Origin of the sequence: Xylanimonas oleitrophica (assembly GCF_003244315.1) — a bacterium.
GTDB classification, from domain to species: Bacteria; Actinomycetota; Actinomycetes; order Actinomycetales; family Cellulomonadaceae; genus Xylanimonas_A; species Xylanimonas_A oleitrophica.
On the sequence record NZ_QKWH01000014.1, the window covers coordinates 63508 to 81655 of the forward strand.

Below are 18148 nucleotides of genomic sequence, written 5' to 3' on the forward strand. Positions count from 1 at the left end.
TCAGCGTTCCACGACGACGTGCTCGTTCGGCACGACGTGCGTCATCTTCAGGCCCGTGACATCGCGCGGGCCGTTCTTGCCGAGGTTGGCCAGGCGGTCCAGCTCCTCCTCGTTCAGCGTCTGGCTCTGCAGCGGCTCCAGGTGGCGCACGTCGTCGACGGAGATGCCGAGGCCCTCGCCGACCCGCAGGCCCAGCTCGTCGTCCACCATCAGGAAGTGCCACACCATGCGCTCCTGCACGGGTCGGGCCGCCTCGCTGATGAGCGTGACGAAGTTGTGGACCAGGTCGTCCTTCTCCCACTGCTCCATGAGCTGGTAGCGCTGCCCGGCCTGCTCGTAGTCGTTGGTGCGGGGGATGCGCTGGCGGGTCAGGCGGCCGCTGATGACCGGCCCCTGCTCGTCGTGGGTCGGGTACTCGGCCTCACGCAGACCGCCCGTGATCGACGGCTCGTAGTTGACGTGCGGGTTCTGGCCCTCGCCCAGGTCCACGCCGTAGGACATCTGCCCGCCGCGCTGGTTGGTCGCCACCCGCGCGTTCTTGGCGCTGTTCACCGGGAGCTGGAGGTAGTTGGGGCCCACCCGGTAGCGCTGGGTGTCGGAGTAGGAGAACGTGCGGCCCACGAGCATCTTGTCGTCGGAGAAGTCGAGGCCGTCGACCAGCACGCCGGTGCCGAACGAGATCTGCTCGTTCTCGTTGTGGTGGTCGCTCACGTTCCGGTCGAGCGTCATGGTGCCCACGAGCTTCGGCTCGAACTCGTTCTCCGGCCACACCTTGGTGTCGTCCAGCGGGTCGAAGTCGAGCTCGGGGTGCTCCTCGTCGCTCATCATCTGCACGTACAGGTCCCACTGGGGGTACTCGCCGCGCTCGATGGCCTCGTACAGGTCCTTGGAGGCGTGGCCGAGGTCGGTCGCCTGGATGTTGGCGGCGTCCTTCTCGGTCAGGCTGGCCACGCCCTGGCGGGGCAGCCAGTGGTACTTGACCAGCACCGTCTCGCCCTCGGCGTTGACCCACTTGTAGGTGTTGACGCCGAACCCCTGCATGGTGCGATAGCTGGCGGGGATGCCGCGCGGGCTGAACAGGTTGACCAGCATGTGCATCGACTCGGGCGTCTGCGACATGAAGTCGAAGATGCGGGCCGGCTCCTGGCGGAACGTGACGGGGTCCGGCTTGAGCGCGTGGATCACGTCCGGGAACTTGATGGCGTCGCGGATGAAGAACACCGCGAGGTTGTTGCCCACCAGGTCCCAGTTGCCGTCCTCGGTGTAGAACTTCACGGCGAACCCGCGCGGGTCGCGCGCCGCCTCCGAGGAGTCCCGGCCGCCGATGACGGTCGAGAACCGGATCGCCAGGTCCGTCTTCTTGCCGGGCTCGGCGAACAGCTTGGCCCGCGTGTAGCGGGAGATCGGCTCGTCGCCCCACTTCCCGGTGGCCTCGAAGTGCCCGTAGGCGACGAAGCCGCGCGCGTGCACGACGCGCTCCGGGATGCGCTCGCGGTCGAAGTGGCTGATCTTCTCCAGGAACTGGTAGTTCTCGAGCGTCGCCGGGCCGCGGGCGCCCACCGTCCGCTGGTTCTGGTTGTCGTAGACCGGATGCCCCTGCCGATTCGTCAGGATCGGACGGTCCTCCTCGCTCGGAGCAGGTCCCTGGGATGCGACGTCGGTCATCGAACGGCCCCTCTCGTGACGTGGCTGCTGCGGTCCTTCGAGCCTACGAGCGGCGGGCGGGACAGGCGCGGTGGGACCCGTGCGGGCGGCGGCCTGGTTATCCTTCGGCCCCTGCGACGGCGTCGGCGAACTCGTCCTCGACGAGCGCCGCGTTCACGGCCCCGCCGGCCAGGGCGCCGGCCGACAGGGCCGTGGCCACGTTCGCGGCGGGGTCCACCAGGTTGCCCGCCACCCAGACACGGTCGTCGCTGGTGCGCCCGGCCGGGTCCACGCTCAGGAACGAGCCGTCGGGCGTCGAGGTCCGGTCGAGGTCGAGGCCCGCGAGCAGGTCGTCGTGGGTGCGTGGCGCACCGGCGGTGAAGAGGGCGTCGACCTCGACGCGGCCACCGCCGGCCGTGCGCATGACGAGCCCGCCCCCGCCGGCGGTGGGCTCAGCGGCCTCGGTGACCTCGGTGACCGGCGCCGGCTCGATCCTGATGCCGCGGGCCCGCAGCCTGCGCTCGGTCGGCCCGTCGAGGTCCCCCAGCCCCGCGCTGAGGACGACGACATCCTCGCTCCACTGCCGTACGAGCTCGACCTGGTGCAGGCCCTGCGGGGAGGTCGTCAGGACGCCGAGGCGCTGCCCGCGCACCTCCCAGCCGTGGCAGTACGGGCAGTGCAGGACGGTGTCGCCCCAGCGCTCGGCCAAACCCGGGACGTCGGGCAGGTCGTCGGTGATCCCCGTGGCGACGACGGCGGCCCGCGCCGCGACGCGCCCGCCGTCCGCGAGCAGCGCGCGCACGCCGCGCCCTGTCCGCTCCAGCCGGTCCACGCGCCCCTCGCGCACCTCGACCCCGTACGCCGCCACCTCCTGCCGGCCGCGCCGCACCAGCTCGGCCGGGGAGATCCCGTCGTGCCCCAGCACCCCGTGCATGTGGGCGGCGAACCTGTTGCGCGGACGGCCCTCGTCCACCACGAGCGTGCGCCGCCGCGCCCGTCCCAGCATCAGGGCGGCACTGAGGCCGGCCACCCCGCCCCCGACGACGACGACGTCCCACCCGCTGTTCTCCATGCGCCCAGGCTCGCGGCAGCCGGGGCCGTACGCCACGCGGCCGCGTGCCCAGCGCTCACTGGTTCGAGAACGCCGTGTCGAACGCCTGGTCGGGCAGCGGCCACAGCAGCTCGCGCACGCGCACCACCGCCTCGGCGGCCCCGTGCAACCGGTCCATCCCGGCGTCCTCCCACTCCACCGAGATCGGCCCCCGGTACCCGATCGCCGCCAGCGCACGGAACGCGTCCGCCCACGGCACGTCCCCGCGGCCGGTCGAGACGAAGTCCCACCCCCGGCGCGGGTCGCCCCACGGCAGGTGCGAGCCGAGCCGCCCGGCCCGGCCGTTCGGCGCTCGCAGCCGGGTGTCCTTGCAGTCCACGTGGTAGATCCGGTCCTGGAAGTCCCAGACGAACCCCACCGGGTCCACGTCCTGCCACATCATGTGCGACGGGTCCCAGTTGAACCCGAAGGCCTCGCGGTGCTCGATCGCATCGAGGGTGCGCACGCTCGTCCAGTAGTCGTAGGCGATCTCGCTCGGGTGCACCTCGTGCGCGAACCGCACGCCCTCGCCGTCGAACACGTCCAGGATGGGGTTCCACCGGGCGGCGAAGTCCTCGTACCCGGCGTCGATGACCGACGCCGGCACGGGCGGGAACTGGGCCACGTACGGCCAGATCTTCGAGCCCGTGAAGCCGACGACGACGTCGACGTCGAGCCTGCGGGCCACCCGCGCCGCCCGCTTCATGTCCTCGGCCGCCCGCCGGCGCACGCCCTCCGGGTCGCCGTCGCCCCACGTGGCGGGGCGCACGATCGCCTGGTGGCGGAAGTCGATCGGGTCGTCGCACACGGCCTGCCCGGTGAGGTGGTTCGAGATCGCCCACACGCCGAGCCCGTGCCGGTCCAGGACCTCCAGGCGCGAGCGCACGTACGCGTCGTCGACGTCCGCGCGCTCCAGATCGAGGTGGTCGCCGCTGGCGGCGATCTCGAGCCCGTCGTACCCCCAGGACGCGGCGAGCCGGGCCACCTCCTCGAACGGCAGGTCGGCCCACTGCCCGGTGAAGAGGGTGACGGGGTGGTTGCGGTCGGTCATGGCGCTCCTTCGGAGTGGTCGACGGGCACCCAGGTGCCCGAGGCGGCCGCGCGCAGCACGGCGTCGGTCAGTCGGGCGGCGCGCAGCCCGTCGGCGAACCTCGGGAGGCCGTCGGGCTCCTCGCCCCGCACCCGGGCGTAGGTGTCGCGGGCGAACGCCTCGAACGCGTCGAGGTAGCCCATGGGGTGCCCGGCGGGCACGGTGGACAGACGGGCGGCGTCCGGCGACAGGCGTGCCGGGTCGCGGGCCAGCACCGTCGCGCCCTCGGGGCGGCCGAGCCACAGCTCGTCGGGGCGCTCCTGCTCGACCTGCACCGCGCCGGCGGTGCCCGCGAGCTCGACGGTGAGGGCGTTCTTGCGCCCGGCACTGACCTGCGAGACCAGCAGGGTGCCGACGGCGCCGCCGCGGGTCTCGACGACGACGGCCGCCGCGTCCTCCGTCAGCACCGGACGCCCGGCCCGCACCGGGTGCGCGCGGGCGATGGTGGCGGCCAGGCGTACCACCTGGTCGCCCGCGACGAACTCGAGCAGGTCGACCAGGTGCGAGCCGATGTCGGCGAACGCCCGCGAGGGGCCACCGGCCTCGGGGTCGACGCGCCAGTCGTCCGCACCGGCGTCGAGCATCCAGTCCTGCAGGTAGGTGCCCCGCACGGTCAGGAGCCTGCCCACGGCTCCGGCGGCCACCCGTGCGCGCGCCTCGCGGACCATCGGGTGGAACCGGTAGACGAACGGCACCGTGGCCGTCACCCCGGCCTCGTCCGCGGCGCGCACCAGCACGGCCGCCTCCCCGGCCGACGTGGCGAGCGGCTTCTCGCAGACCACGTGCGCGCCGGCCTCGATCGCCGCCAGGGCGTGGGCGGCGTGGACCGCGTTGGGGGAGCAGACGTGGACGACGTCGACCTGCCGGGCCAGGGCGACGACGTCGGGTGCCGTCTCGGGCACGCCGAGCGCCCGCGCGGCACGCTCGGCGCTCTCGCGGCTGGACGACGTCAGTGCGACGACGTGGGCGCCCGCGGCCCGTGCGGCGTGGGCGTGGGTGCGGGCCATGAACCCGCCCCCGACGATGCCGACGCGCAGCGGCCAGCTCACTTGACCGCCCCAGAGGCGAGGCCGGTGATGAGGTGGCGCTGGACCAGCATGAAGCCCAGCAGCACCGGGAGGGACACCACCACGGAGGCCGCCATGAGCTGGTTCCAGTACACGTCCTGCTGGGAGGCGTAGGAGCGGAGGCCGATCGACAGGGTCCGGGTGTCCCGGTTGGTCAGCACGCTGGCGAACAGCACCTCGCCCCACGCCGTGATGAAGCAGTAGACCGCCACGGCCACGATGCCCGGGCGCGCCACCGGGATCACCACGCGCACGAGCGCGCCGAGCCGGCTGGTGCCGTCGATCATCGCGGCCTCCTCCAGCTCCCGCGGAATCGAGGCGAAGAAGCCGGAGAGCATCCAGATCGAGAACGGCAGCGAGAACGTCAGGTAGGTGATGATCAGCCCCAGGTAGGTGCCGTTGAGCTGGAGGCCGACCGTGCGCTGGATCTGCGTGTAGATGAGGAACAGGGGCAGCAGGAACAGGATGCCGGGGAACATCTGCGTGGACAGCACCACGAGGCTGAAGGGCCGTGCTCCCCGGAAGGAGAGCCGGGCCAGGGCGTACCCGGCCATGACGGCCAGCAGCACCGAGAGCACCGTGGCGCACGTGGTCACGACGAGGCTGTTCACGAAGTAGCGGGCGAGCGGCACCGTCGACCAGATCTGGACGTACGGCTCGAGGGTCACCGTGGAGGGGAACCACGTGAACAGGCCTCGCACGTCCGCGAGCGGCTTCACCGAGGTCACGAGGATGACGTACAGCGGCAGGAGCACGATCAGGCTCAGCACCGTCAGGCCCACGGCCCGCAGCACCTTGAAGCCGGGCGTCTCAATCATCGACGGACCTCCCCTGGGGCAGCACCAGGCGCACGTACAGCACCGAGGCGAGCAGCAGCACGCACAGGAGCAGCACGCTCATCGCCCCGCCGACGCCGAAGTTCCAGTTGTTGAAGGACTGCTGGTAGATCAGCGGGGAGACGAGCGTGGCCTCCGGCGGGGACGCCGGCCCGAACAGCACGTACGGCACGTTGAACTGGTTGAAGATCCACAGCGAGAGGATGAGGAGCAGCACGGCGTTGGCCGGGCGCACCATCGGCAGGGTGATCCGGGTGAACTGCCGCCACAGGCTGGCGCCGTCGATGGCGGCGGCCTCGTAGACGCTGTCGGGGATGTTCTGCAGCGCGGCCAGCAGCATCAGGAACGCGAACGGCCAGAACTGCCACGCGGTGACCACCACGGTGACCCAGAACGCGTTGCCGCCCAGCAGCCAGAAGGGGCGGTGGTCGAGCACGCCCAGGTCGTCCACCAGGATCCGGTTGATCACGCCGTCGCGCTGGTTGAACATGAACGCCCAGGCGATGGTGCCGACGTAGCTGGGCAGCGCGTACGGCACCAGGAACAGGGTGCGCAGCACGCCCCGCCCCTTGAACCTCGAGGTCAGGAGCACCGCGCCGAGCATGCCCAGGCTCCAGGAGAGAGCCACCACGATGACGGTGAACAGCGCGGTGCGCCCGAGGGCGGCGTAGAGCTGGGAGCCGATCGGCCCGGACGGGTCGAGCCCGGTGGCGAAGTTGCGCAGGCCCACGAACGGCGCCTGCACCCACCGGGCGATGTTGAGCTGGGTCAGCCCCAGGAACGCGATCCAGACGCCCAGCAGCATCGGGACGATGTGGACCAGCACCTCCATGACGCCCGCGGGGGCGACGAGGGCGTAGGGGAGGAGAGAACGGCGCCGGCGCCGTGCCGGCCGTGCCGGGGCGGGGCGCCCGGCGGCGGGGCCGGTGCCCGGTGCCCGCGGTGGTGCGGTGTGCGCTGTCATGGTCGTCCCTTCGGTGGACCGGGGAGCGGGCGCCGCGGCCCGCGGCCGCGGCGCCCGTGCGCCTCAGGAGATGGCGCCCATCTGGGACTGCGCCGCCTCGAGCGCGGCGCGCACGTCGTCCTCCGTGACCGTCTGCCCCTGCGCGATGCGCCCGAACAGGTCCTTGATGGCCGTGCCCACGAGGGTCTCCATCTGCCCCTCGGTGGGGAACAGCGGCATCGGCTGGGCGTGGTTGGCGAGGATGTCCTGCTTGAGCCGCGTCTCCTCGCCCTCGAACGCCGGGTCGTCGTAGGCGGCGGTCACCACGGGCAGCGCGGTGAAGCGGGCGTTGAGGAACCGCTGCTCCTCGTCGCTGGTGAGGTGGGCGACGAAGTCGATCGCCGCCTCCTGGTCGTCGGAGCTCTCGAGCACCGAGACGTTGATGCCGGCCACGTGGCTCTGGGTGCCCTCCAGCCCGGTGGCGTCGGCCGTCATCATCGGCACGGGGGCGGCCGCGTAGTCCTCCATGCCGCGTGCCGCGAGCGTCTTGGACGGCGCCTGGTCGAAGAACATGGCGGTGTTCCCCTGCGCGAAGTCCTCGACCATCTCCGTGCCGCTGGTCAGCTCGGCGTTGGACGGGCTGACCACGCCCTCGGACCCCATGAGCTGGACCCACTGGTTCACGCCGGCCACCACGCCGGGGTCGGTGAACGTGGGCTCGCCGTCCTCGTCGTACAGGGAGCCGCCGTTCTGGAGCCCGCGGATGAAAGCCTGGTGGACGTTGTTGGTGTAGCTGGACCCGGCGAGGCCCACGCCCCACTGGTCGATCTGGCCGTCACCGTCGGTGTCCTGGGTCAGCGTCTCGGCGGCCTCGAGGAACTCGTCCCAGGTGGCCGGCGGCTCGGTGATGCCGGCCGCCTCGAACATCGCCGTGTTGTAGTACATCGAGTAGGCGAGGCCGTACAGCGGCACCGACGTCGGTGCCTGCCCGGCCGCGCCGCCGGTGGCCCAGCTCGAGGCGACGAACCGGTCCTCGCCGCCGATCGCCTCGAGCGCCTCGCCCTCCCAGGGCAGGAACGCCCCGCTAGACTGGAGGGTGACGGCCCAGGTGTTGCCGATGTTGAGCACGTCCGGCCCCTCGCCGCTGGAGATGGCGGTCAGGATGCGGTTGTAGAGGTCGGTCCAGGGGATCACCTCCAGCTCGACCTCGATCCCGGTCTCCTCGGTGAACCGCTGGATGGACTCGCCCAGGACCTCCTCGTCCTGGCTGATCGACGTGCCTTGGTTGCTGGCCCAGTAGGTGATGGTCCTGCCCCCGGCGGAGTCGCCGGCGGCACCGCCGGAGCAGCCGGCGGCGCCGGCTGCGGTCAGGGTCGTGGCGGCCAGCGCGGCCGCCCACCTCGTCGTGGTCTTCATGGCCGAACTCCTCGTGTCTCGTCGTCGAGCCGCCCTCGGCGAGGGCGTGGGTGGAGGAACCGCGGCCCGGGCCGTGGCGACCCGGGAGAAGGGAGGGACGCTCAGAGGGTGCGGGCCGAGGGGTCCCAGCCCGGGTCGAGCAGCTCCGCCGGGGTGAAGCCGCTCGTGACGTCGACGCCGCGGCCGGTCTCGGCGGCCTGCGCGACGGCCGTCATGACGTCCAGGACGTGGAGGCCGAGCTCGCCGGCGGCACGCTCGGTCGTGCCGGCGCGCAGGGCGCGGGCCAGGTCGAGCACTCCGGTGCCCCGGGTGAAGCGGGACCCGGTGGCAGGGACGACGACGGGCTCGGCCTCGCCGGTCCACAGGTGGGTGTCGCCGTCGAAGGTGTTCGGGTCGGGGAGCACGGCGGTGCCGGTGGTGCCGGCCACCTCGACGAACCCCGCCCGGCGCAGCGCCGAGTCGAAGCTGAAGACGCTCTGGGCGCTTGCCCCGCCGTCGAACTCCAGCAGGGCACCGACGTGCGTGGGGACCTCGACGGGGAACTCGGTGCCTGCCCGGGGCCCGCTGCCGATCACCCGGGTGGCGCGGGCCCGGGACGCCGTGGCCGCGACGCGGCGCACCGGGCCGAAGACCTGCACGAGCGCCGTCAGGTAGTACGGGCCGACGTCGAACAGCGGGCCGCCACCCCGGGCGAACAGGAACTCGGGGGAGGGATGCCACGACTCCGGGCCGGGCACCTGGAAGAGCGTGAGAGCGGTGAGCGGGGTGCCGATGGCGCCGCCGCGGATCTCCCGCAGCGCCGTCTGGAGCCCGGCACCGAGGAACGTGTCGGGGGCGACCGCCACACGCACCCCTGCCTGCTCGGCGGCCTTGGCCACCGTGCGGGCGCTGTCGACGTCGAGCGCGTACGGCTTCTCGCCCCAGACGTGCTTGCCCGCCTCCACGGCCCGCAGGGTCACCTCGGCGTGGGCCGCGGGCACGGTGAGGTTGACGACGATCTCCACCTCGTCGAGCGCGAGCAGATCGTCCAGGGTGCCGGAGGCCGGGACGCCCCACCGTGCCGCCTGCGTGGCGGCACGCGCCGTGTCCAGGTCGGCGACGCACAGGACGCGCAGGTCGGGGAACGCCGTGAGGTTGCCGAGGTACTGGTCGCTGATGGTGCCCGCCCCGACGACCCCGACACCGACGGGGCCGGTGCCGGCGCTCATGCCCGTGCCCCGGCGAGGTAGGCGAAGCTGTCGCGGACCGCCTCCCAGACGTCGCCGGCGAAGTCGTCGAGCTCGACCACCGGCAGTGCCTGGGGCGCCGCGGCAAGGATCTCGGGCACGGGCAGGCTCCCGGCCCCGACGGCGACCTGCTCGGTGTCGACCGTGCTGCGGGGCCCGTCCTTGACGTGGAGGAGCTGGACCCGTTCTCCCAGCCGGTGCAGCAGGTCGGGGGCGGGCTCGCCTCCCACCTCGGCCCAGTAGGTGTCGACCTCGAGCACGACCTCGTCGGGGAGGGCGCCGGCCAGGACCTCGAGGGCGCTGACCCCGTCGACCCGGTTCTCGAGCTCGAACGCGTGGTTGTGGTAGCCGACGAGCAGCCCGTGGTCGGCGGCCTGCTCGGCGACGTGCGCGAGGTCCGCCGCGACGGCCTCGACGTCGGCGCGGGTGGTCCAGCGCTCGCGGGGGACGTGCGGGTCGATGACGGTGCCGACCCCGAGGCGGCGGGCCGCCCGGAAGACGGGGCCGAGGTCCTGGCCCACGAGGCGGACGTGCGCGCTGGGCGCCGTGAGGCCGTGGGCGGGCAGGTGCTCGGCGTACTCGTCGGCGCGCTGGACGAACGCGTACGGCTCGACCTGGCGGAAGCCGATCTCGGCGAGCCGGGCGAGCGTGCCCGGAAGGTCGGCCGCGACGTGGTCACGGACGGTGTAGAGCTGGACGGACAGCGGGGACGTGCTCACGGCTACTCCTCGTCGAGCGGGCTGCGGCAGTGCTGCGTGGTGCAGGTGTTGTGCTGCGTCGTGCGGCTGCCTCGTCCTTGAGGCACCGGGCGGCGACCTCCACGCTAGGGGGACTTTCGTCGATAGGCAAGCAAAAGATGCTGGCTCGGCGCCAAACTTCCGGCCCTGGTTGAATCGATGCCATGACGGCGCTGGTGGCGGGTGCGGGCGGGACAGGAGCGGGCGAGATCTTCCAGCTGCTGCGGGACGGGCGGCCACGCACCCGCGCCGAGCTCGCACAGCTGACCGGCCTGGCTCGCTCCACGATCGGGGCGCGGATCGACGCGCTCGCAGACGTCGGCCTCGTCGGCGCCGTCGCGGACGGCGTCTCCACCGGAGGGCGGCCGCCGCGACGCGTGGCCCTGCTGCCCGAGGCCCGTCTCGTGCTGGCCGTCGACGTGGGTGCCAGCCACGTGCGGCTCGCGCTCACCGACCTCCTCGGCCGGGTGCTGCGCACCCGCGGCGAGGCCGTCGACGTCGCCACCGGGCCGCAGCACGTGCTGGGTCGCGTGCTCGACGTCGCGACGGCTCTCCTCGAGGACGCGGGCCGCAGCCCGCGGCACGTCCTGGCCGTGGGCGTCGGCCTGCCCGGGCCGGTCCACTTCGAGACGGGCCGTCCGTCGAGGCCGCCGATCATGCCGGGCTGGGACGGGTTCGACGTCCCGGGCTGGTTCCGCGAGCACCTCGCCGCGCCCGTGCTCGTGGACAACGACGTCAACATCATGGCGCTGGGCGAGCACAGCACCCTGGAGGAGCCCGTCGAGCACTTCCTCTTCGTCAAGGTCGCCACGGGCGTCGGCGCCGGCATCATCTCCGGCGGCCTGCTGCAGCGGGGCGCGCAGGGCATCGCGGGCGACATCGGGCACGTGCGCGTCACCCGCGGCGAGGGCGTGCTGTGCCAGTGCGGCAACGAGGGCTGCCTCGAGGCCCTCGCCTCCGGCCCGGCCGTCGCCGCAGCCCTGCGGCGCCAGGGGATCGACGCGCGCACCGCGGGCGACGTCGTCGCGCTGGTCGACGCGGGCGACCTCGCCGCCGTCCAAGCGGTGCGCCAGGCCGGACGCGACCTGGGTGAGGTGCTCGCCGCGAGCATCAGCTTCCTCAACCCGTCGGTCATCGCGATCGGGGGCCGCATGGCCGCCGCCGGCGAGCACCTGCTCGCCGGCGTCCGTGAGGTGGTCTACCAGCGCGCCGTCCCGCTGGCGACGCAGCACCTGCAGATCGTGACCTCGCGGGCGACCGACCGTGCCGCCCTGCTCGGCGCCGGCATGCTCGCGATCCAGCACGTGCTCTCGCCCGCCGGGGTCGAGGCCCTGGCCGCCGGGGCGAGGACGCCCGGCTGAGCCGTGCCGGCGCTCACGGTGCCGACCGCGCGAGCCGGGACGGCCACCAGACCACCCGCCCCAGGTCATGGACCAGCGCCGGCACCAGGAGCGACCGCACCACGAACGTGTCCAGCAGGACGCCGAAGGCGACGATGAACGCGATCTGCACGAGGAACAGCACCGGGATCACCGCCAGCGCCGTGAAGGTCGCCGCGAGCACCAGCCCGGCGGACGTGATGATCCCGCCCGTCAGCCGCAGGCCGCGCAGCACCCCCTCCCGGGTGCCGTGCTCCAAGGTCTCCTCGCGCACCCGGGACATGAGGAAAATGTTGTAGTCGATGCCCAGGGCCACGAGGAACACGAACCCGTAGAGCGGCACCGCCGGGTCCGCGCCGGGCAGGTCCAGCACCGGGCCGAAGACGAGCGCGGCGACCCCCATCGCCGTCCCGAAGGACAGCACGGTCGTGGCCACGAGCAGCACGGGCGCGAGCACCGCCCGCAGGAGCAGCACGAGGATCACCAGGATCACCGTCAGCACGAGCGGGATGATCAGGGTGCGGTCGCGCACGGACGCGGCGTTCGTGTCGAGGTCGGTGGCCGTGCTCCCGCCCACGAGCGCCTCCGGGACAGGGCCGGCCAGCGCCGTGCGCAGGTCCCGGACGGTCTGCTCGGCCGCCATGCTGTCCGCCGGGTCGGTCAGGGTGGCCTGGAGCAGCACCGTGCCGTCCACCACGAGCGGCGCCGGAGCCCCGGCCAGCGCGCGCTCCAGCGGCACGGCCGGGCCAGCCCCCTCGGCGACGACGCTCACCTGCGCCACGCCGTCCTGCCCGGCGACGACGTCTCCCGCCGCCCCCAGGTCCTCCTGCGGCACCAGCACCATGGCCGGGCTGCCCGCTCCCGCCGGGAAGTGCTCGGCGAGCACCTCCTGGCCCGCGCGGGCCTCGGAGCCGCCCAGCACGAGCTGCGACTGCGGCACGCCGGACGCATCGAGCTGCGTCAGGCCCGCGCACCCCACCGCGAGCACGGCCGCGGTGGTGACCCACACTGCCCGTGGCCGGCGTGCGACGAGCCGGGCGACGCGCGCCCACAGGCCCGGACCGCCGTCCGCGCCCGGCTCGGGCGCCTGCGGGTCGACGGTGGGCCGGCGGGGCCAGAACGCGGCGCGGCCCAGCAGGAGCAGCACGGCGGGCAGCAGCGTCAGGGCGGCGAGCATCGCGAAGACGATGCCGGTGGCCGCCACCGGCCCGAGCGAGCTGTTGGAGCGCAGGTCGCTCAGCAGGAGGCACAGCAGCCCCGCGATCACGGTGCCCCCGGAGGCGAGGACCGGCTCGACAGCACCACGCCAGGCCCGGCGGGTGGCCTCCCAGCGGTCCGGTGTACGCCTCAGCTCGTCCCGGTACCGCGCCACGTAGAGCAGGGCGTAGTCCGTGGCCGCGCCGATGACGAGGATGAACAGGATCCCCTGGGTCTGGCCGCTCAGCAGCAGCACACCCGCCCTCGCGAGCCACCAGACCGTCAGCAGGGCGCCGCACAGCGCCAGGACGCTCGTGGCCAGCACCGCCAGCGGCAGCAGAGGGGAGCGGTAGACGAGCACCAGGATCACCAGCACGGCTGCCAGCGCGGCAGCCAGCAGCAGCCCGTCGATCCCGGTGAACGCCTCCGTCAGGTCGGCGGCGAAGCCCGCCGGGCCCGTGACCAGCACCTCCGTGCCCGGGGGCAGGTCATGGCGCAGGGCCTCGCGCAGGGTGGTCGTGGCCTCGGCGAGGTCGGCGCTCGCGGGCAGCGGCACGAAGGCCTGGACCGCGAGCCCGTCGTCGGAGGGGATCGGGGGAGAGGCCTGGCCTTCGGCGCCCACCGCGGCGGCGGCCGTCTCCAGGCGCTGGCCGATCGCCGTCAGGTCGGCGGGTGTGAGCTCGCCCGGGCCGGTGACGACGACGACGGCGGGCACGGCGTCCCCGGTGAAGGCCGGCAGGCGTCCCTCGACCTGGGTGGCCTCGGCCGTGGACGGCAGGTAGGAGGCGCGGTCGTCGGTGGAGACCTCGCCGACCCGGCCGAAGTAGGGGCCGCCGACGGCGCCGAGGGCGAGCCAGACGGCGACGAGCACGGCGGGGACCAGGACGAGCAGCCAGCGCGGCGGGTTCGGCGCCGGGCGGGATGCCCGGTGCCCGGCGGGGCGGGGAGGGGTGTCCATGGGAGTCCTTGCCGTCGTGGTGTCCGGGGGCAGCCACCGGACGAACTGGCTAGCCGGTCTAGATTCAAGCATGGCTCGCTGACCGGGCGCGCGGTACTGTCTCACCGTGGTGGCCGGAGGGGCGCGAGGTGCGCTGGACCAGGACGCGATGCTCGACCCGCGCGTCATCGACCCCGACGGGGTGCTCGTCCCGCGCGACGGCCTGGACGACGCCGACCTCGACCAGGTCGTGCGCGTGATGGTCGCGCTGAGCGCCTGGCGCGCCGCCGAGCAGCAGGCCAGCGAGGCGGCCCGGCGGTCCATGAACCTCGGGGAGACCGACATGCGGGCCCTGCGCTTCGCCGTGGCCGCCCGGCACGCGGGCCGGGTCGTCACGCCCGGCGCGCTCGCCGACCACCTCCGGATCTCCACGGCGTCGACGACCAAGCTCGTCGACCGGTTGGTGGCCGCCGGTCACGTGCGGCGCGTCCCGCACCCCACCGACCGGCGCAGCGTCGGCGTCGAGGTCACCGAGGAGGCCGCCCGTGCCGCCCGCGAGACGGTGGGGCGCGGTCACGCCCGGCGCTTCGAGGTGGCCGCCCGGCTCACGCCTCGCGACCGTGAGGTGGTCGCCCGGTTCCTGGAGGACCTGGCCCGCGCGACCACGGGGTGAGAGCCGCGGTAGGGGTCGCGGCACGCACCGGCCGCCGTGGGCGCCTGCTCTCCGGGTGACGGGGCGCCCGGGCAACCGTCGCCCCGGGGTGGCTCCGCTCCCGGTAGATTGTGGGGCGTCCGCGGCCGCGCCACGGCGGCCGCCTCCCCGGACCCACCGGCCCGACCCCGGCCGTGCCCAGCCCGCGCGGCCCGAGAGGACTGTCATGTCGAAGCGTTCCAGCACCGCCGAGCGCCAGGCCAAGATCGCCGCCCTGCGCGACCAGCAGCGTCGCAGCGAGCGTCGCCGCACCGCCCTGATCGCCTCGGTGGCCGGTGGTGTCGTCGCGGCGCTCGTCGGGGTCAGCGCGTTCGTCATCTACGACGCCTCCCGGGAGAACGCCCGGCTCGACGCCCAGGCCGCGGCGGACATCGACGGTGTGGAGCAGTTCGAGGGGCTCACGGCCGGGCACACCGACACCGCCGTCGCCTACGAGCAGACGCCCCCGGTCGGAGGGGACCACAACCCGGCCTGGCTCAACTGCGGCGTGTACACCGAGCCCGTGCCGAACGAGAACGCGGTGCACTCCCTGGAGCACGGTGCCGTCTGGATCACCTACGACCCGTCGCTCCCCGAGGACCAGGTGGCCACGCTGAGGCGGCTCGCTCAGGGGCAGCAGTACGTGCTCGTGAGCCCCTACCCGGGCATCTCCTCGCCGGTCGTCGCCAGCTCGTGGGGCTACCAGCTCGAGCTCGACTCGGCCGACGACGAGCGTCTGCCGGTCTTCGTGCGCAAGTACCTGCTCAACCCTGAGCTGCCCGAGGTGGGCGCTCCGTGCTCCAACGGGGTCGGCACCCCCGCATGAGCGAAGCCGTGACGGCTCGCCGGTACCCGGCCCTCGTGGTCGTGCTGGTGGCCGTGGCCGCCCTGGCGCTCGGTGCGCTGGGCGGCCTGGTCGCGGGTACGAGCATCCGCACGCCGCAGGTGGCCGAGGAGGGCTCGGTGGAGGCGGGGTTCTCCCGTGACATGCAAGCCCACCACGCCCAGGCCGTGGAGCTGGCGGTGCTGGTGCGCGACCGCAGCACTGACGAGGAGGTGCGCACCGTGGCGCTCGATATGCTCCTGACGCAGCAGAACCAGATCGGGCAGATGGCTTCCTGGCTGCGCACGTGGGGCCTGCCGGCCGCGGGTGTGGCGCCGCCGATGGCCTGGATGTCCGAGGGTGGGCACGGGCACGGGGAGGATGCCGACGCCGGGTTCGCCGCGATGCCGGGATGGGTGTCGCGGGAGGACATGGCACGGCTCGCCGACGCCGACGGCGACGTGGCCGACCGGATCTTCCTGGAGCTGATGATCGCCCACCACGAGGGCGGGGTGGAGATGGCCCGGGACGCCGCGGAACGGGCTCGCGTGGAGCAGGTGACCGCGCTCGCGAACGGCATCGTGGTGACCCAGGAGCAGGAGACGGCGATGCTGCGGTCCATGCTCGAGGCGCGCGGGGGCCCGGTGGACCCGGCCGGCTGAGCCCCCGGTCAGTCGAGGAAGTCGCCGAGGTCTCCGAGCTCGTCGAGGATCCCGCCGAGCACCATGCCGCCGAGGATCCCTCCGAGCAGGTCGCCTCCGGACCGCGCGCGCCCGCGAGGGGCGCCCTGCCAGCCGCCACCGTAGCCGGGCTGGCCCTGGCCGTACCCCGGATGACCGTGCCCGTGCTGCTGCGAGGCGATGTCGCGGTGCGCGAGCGTGGACGCCTCCGCGGCCAGGGTGGCCGCGCGCCGTGCGTGGCCGAGCGCGCGCTCGTCGTCGCGCTCGGCCCGGGCGTGAGCCAGCTCGCGCTCGGCCTCGGCCAGGCGGGTGCGCGCCTGCGGTCCCACTGGGACCCGGTAGTCGTCGATCGCACGCCGGGCGGTCTGGAGCTGCCGCTCGGCGTCCTCGAGCGCGGTGGCGAGGTGCGCACGTACCGCCTGGGCCCTCTGCTGCGCCTCCAGCCGGGCGGCCATGGCGTCGTCGAGCGCGGTGTTCGCCTCCCGGACGCGGGTCAGGGACCCGATCGGGTCGGTCCGCTCGCCCGGGGCGGGCAGTGCGGCGAGGGCCTGCTCCAGCGCGGCGACCGCGTCGTCGACGGCGCCGGCGCGGGCGGCCGCGGGCAGGGCGCGAGCCGTCGCGAGCTCCTCCCGGGACTCGGCGATCATGGCACCGAGCGTCGCCTCGGCCGCGAGGGCCTCCATCTCGAACCTCTCGACGGCCTCCAGGAGGCCCTCGGCCCGGCGGACCGTCTCGGCGGCGGCCGCAGCGGCCGCCTCGGCGTCGCGCGGACGCGCTTCCTCCAGCTTCCTGGTGGCGACGCCCGCGCTGCGCGCTGCGAACTCCAGCAGCCGCCGTGCCTGCTCCGGGTTGGCGGAGACGGGCTGCAGCGCGGCGTCGGTATAGCGCTGCACGAGGTCCGCGAGGGTTCGCTCGGCCGCGGGGATCTGCCCCTGGAGCCGCTCGACGTCGGCGCGGACCTCGGCGACGGCGGTCGGGGTGCGCCCGGCGGCCGCTCGCCGCGCGGCCAGGGCGGCGGCCTGCTCGCCGACGGCGGTGTCAGCGGCGCGGCACAGCTCCACGATCCGGGAGAACCACTCGAGCCGCTGGGCGTCCGTGTCGGGCACGTGGTCGTGCAGGAGCTGGTGCAGGTGGAACGCCTCGCGCAGCCGGTCGCGGGCGTGGTCGACGGCGGCGGCGAGGTCCTGGGTCTCGCGCTCACCGAGCTGGGCGAGCGCGAAGCCGAGCTCGTCCGCGGCGAGCCGGACGCGCTCGTCGGTGCGCACGAGCGCCGAGCCGGCCTCCTGCTCGAGCCGTGCGAGGTGCTCCTGCTCCTGCTCACGGCGGCGCGCGCGGGCGCGGCCGCCGAAGATCGCCGGGGACGTCTGAACGGCCAGGGCGGCGGCCAGGGTGGCGGCGATGACGTTCATGTCACGCATCGTAGGGGTCCGGGCCTGCGCGGCGGCGCCCGCACATGCGGCAGGATGCGGGCATGACCAGGACGATCGTGATCACGGGGGCCAGCGACGGGATCGGTGCGGCGGCGGCACGACGCCTGCACGCCGACGGGCACCGCGTCGTCGTGGTGGGCCGCAACCCGGAGAAGACCGCCCGGGTCGCGGCCGAGCTCGGCGCCAGGCACTTCGTGGCCGACTTCTCGCGGCTGGAGGACGTGCGGCGCCTGGCGGCGGACCTGTCGGCGGTGCTGCCGCGGATCGACGTGCTCGCCAACAACGCCGGCGGGCTCTTCGAGGAGCCTGCGGTCACGGCGGACGGGTTCGAGCGCTCGTTCCAGGTGAACCACCTGGCCCCGTACCTCCTGACCCGGCTGCTGCTGGGCAGGCTCGTGGCGGCACGCGGGTCGGTGGTGTGGACGTCCTCGAAGGCGGCGCGGCTGTGGGGGCGCGTCGACGTCGAACGGTTCGCCGACCCGCAGGCCAGCGGCCGCTACCGGCCCCTGCAGGCGTACGGGAGCGCGAAGCTCGCGTCGCTCCTCGTCATGTCGGAGCTCCAGCGCCGGTACGGCGCGCAGGGTCTGTCGACCGTGGCGTTCCACCCCGGCGTGGCGGCGTCCAGCCTCGGCTCCGCAGGCGACGGCCTGGTCGGCCGGTTCTACCGGTCTCCGCTGAGAGGGGTGCTCGCCTCCCCGGAGCGCGGGGGAGAGCACCTGGCCGCCCTCGCGGCGGGAGAGGCCGGCACCGACTGGGAGCCGGCGGCGTACTACGAGAATGGGCGTCCGGCGCGTCGCCGGCCGGCTGCTCTGGGGGACGAGGCGCTGGCGCGCACGGTGTGGGAGCGCAGCGAGGAGCTGCTCTCGGCCGTGGTGGACTGACGAAAACCCTGGTGCCGCGCGCCTCGCGCGCGTACATTCTGCAACGGGACAGGGCACCGCGGCGACGCGGTGCGGGACCGG

General features: G+C 73.9%; 16 protein-coding genes. 5 read left to right on the forward strand and 11 right to left on the reverse strand.

What is annotated here, in order from left to right; all coding sequences use genetic code 11:
• The 9 genes from DNL40_RS14160 to DNL40_RS14200 form a co-directional block, all read right to left on the reverse strand.
• Entirely contained in the window at positions 1-1665 is a 1665-nt protein-coding gene (locus DNL40_RS14160) for a catalase (protein ID WP_111251911.1), read from the reverse strand.
• Positions 1666-1762: 97 nt separating this feature from the next.
• Positions 1763-2716, reverse strand: coding sequence for an NAD(P)/FAD-dependent oxidoreductase (locus DNL40_RS14165; protein ID WP_111251912.1), 954 nt, complete (start codon positions 2714-2716; stop codon positions 1763-1765).
• Positions 2717-2771: 55 nt separating this feature from the next.
• On the reverse strand, positions 2772-3785 hold the full coding sequence (locus DNL40_RS14170) for a sugar phosphate isomerase/epimerase family protein (RefSeq protein ID WP_111251913.1): 1014 nt from the start codon (positions 3783-3785) through the stop codon (positions 2772-2774).
• Positions 3782-4873, reverse strand: coding sequence for a Gfo/Idh/MocA family protein (locus DNL40_RS14175; protein WP_281268469.1), 1092 nt, complete (start codon positions 4871-4873; stop codon positions 3782-3784). The genes DNL40_RS14170 and DNL40_RS14175 overlap by 4 nt, the downstream gene beginning before the upstream one ends.
• Complete coding sequence (locus tag DNL40_RS14180; protein WP_111251914.1) at positions 4870-5709, reverse strand: carbohydrate ABC transporter permease; 840 nt, start codon at positions 5707-5709, stop codon at positions 4870-4872. The genes DNL40_RS14175 and DNL40_RS14180 overlap by 4 nt, the downstream gene beginning before the upstream one ends.
• Positions 5702-6691: a carbohydrate ABC transporter permease gene (locus DNL40_RS14185; protein ID WP_111251915.1), complete on the reverse strand. Its 990-nt coding sequence runs from the start codon at positions 6689-6691 to the stop codon at positions 5702-5704. Before DNL40_RS14185 ends, DNL40_RS14180 begins: the two co-directional genes overlap by 8 nt.
• A gap of 63 nt (positions 6692-6754) precedes the next feature.
• A complete protein-coding gene (locus DNL40_RS14190; protein WP_111251916.1) occupies positions 6755-8086 on the reverse strand; it encodes an ABC transporter substrate-binding protein in 1332 nt (443 codons plus the stop codon).
• Between the two features lie 101 nt (positions 8087-8187).
• On the reverse strand, positions 8188-9294 hold the full coding sequence (locus DNL40_RS14195) for a Gfo/Idh/MocA family protein (RefSeq protein ID WP_111251917.1): 1107 nt from the start codon (positions 9292-9294) through the stop codon (positions 8188-8190).
• Positions 9291-10031 (reverse strand): sugar phosphate isomerase/epimerase family protein, encoded by a 741-nt coding sequence (locus DNL40_RS14200; RefSeq protein ID WP_111251918.1) that lies wholly within the window; start codon positions 10029-10031, stop codon positions 9291-9293. Before DNL40_RS14200 ends, DNL40_RS14195 begins: the two co-directional genes overlap by 4 nt.
• Positions 10032-10213: 182 nt before the next feature.
• Here DNL40_RS14200 and DNL40_RS14205 point away from each other — a divergent pair, with 182 nt between their 5' ends.
• Positions 10214-11410, forward strand: coding sequence for an ROK family transcriptional regulator (locus DNL40_RS14205; RefSeq protein ID WP_111251919.1), 1197 nt, complete (start codon positions 10214-10216; stop codon positions 11408-11410).
• A 13-nt stretch (positions 11411-11423) separates the two neighbouring features.
• On the opposite strand, the gene DNL40_RS14210 is transcribed toward DNL40_RS14205, so the two are convergent.
• Positions 11424-13583 (reverse strand): MMPL family transporter, encoded by a 2160-nt coding sequence (locus DNL40_RS14210; RefSeq protein WP_111251920.1) that lies wholly within the window; start codon positions 13581-13583, stop codon positions 11424-11426.
• Between the two features lie 106 nt (positions 13584-13689).
• Between DNL40_RS14210 and DNL40_RS14215 the strand changes: the two genes are divergently transcribed.
• The 3 genes from DNL40_RS14215 to DNL40_RS14225 all read left to right on the forward strand — a co-directional run bounded on the left by DNL40_RS14215 (position 13690) and on the right by DNL40_RS14225 (position 15738).
• On the forward strand, positions 13690-14235 hold the full coding sequence (locus tag DNL40_RS14215) for a MarR family winged helix-turn-helix transcriptional regulator (protein WP_245885952.1): 546 nt from the start codon (positions 13690-13692) through the stop codon (positions 14233-14235).
• A 205-nt stretch (positions 14236-14440) separates the two neighbouring features.
• Entirely contained in the window at positions 14441-15079 is a 639-nt protein-coding gene (locus DNL40_RS14220; protein WP_111251922.1) for a thioredoxin-like domain-containing protein, read from the forward strand.
• Positions 15076-15738 (forward strand): DUF305 domain-containing protein, encoded by a 663-nt coding sequence (locus DNL40_RS14225; protein ID WP_111251923.1) that lies wholly within the window; start codon positions 15076-15078, stop codon positions 15736-15738. The genes DNL40_RS14220 and DNL40_RS14225 overlap by 4 nt, the downstream gene beginning before the upstream one ends.
• An 8-nt stretch (positions 15739-15746) precedes the next feature.
• Here the strand turns inward: DNL40_RS14225 and DNL40_RS14230 are convergent, their stop codons facing one another.
• A complete protein-coding gene (locus tag DNL40_RS14230; RefSeq protein WP_111251924.1) occupies positions 15747-17165 on the reverse strand; it encodes a hypothetical protein in 1419 nt (472 codons plus the stop codon).
• A 62-nt stretch (positions 17166-17227) separates the two neighbouring features.
• Between DNL40_RS14230 and DNL40_RS14235 the strand changes: the two genes are divergently transcribed.
• Complete coding sequence (locus tag DNL40_RS14235; RefSeq protein ID WP_111251925.1) at positions 17228-18067, forward strand: SDR family NAD(P)-dependent oxidoreductase; 840 nt, start codon at positions 17228-17230, stop codon at positions 18065-18067.
• The last annotated feature ends 81 nt before the right edge of the window (positions 18068-18148 follow it).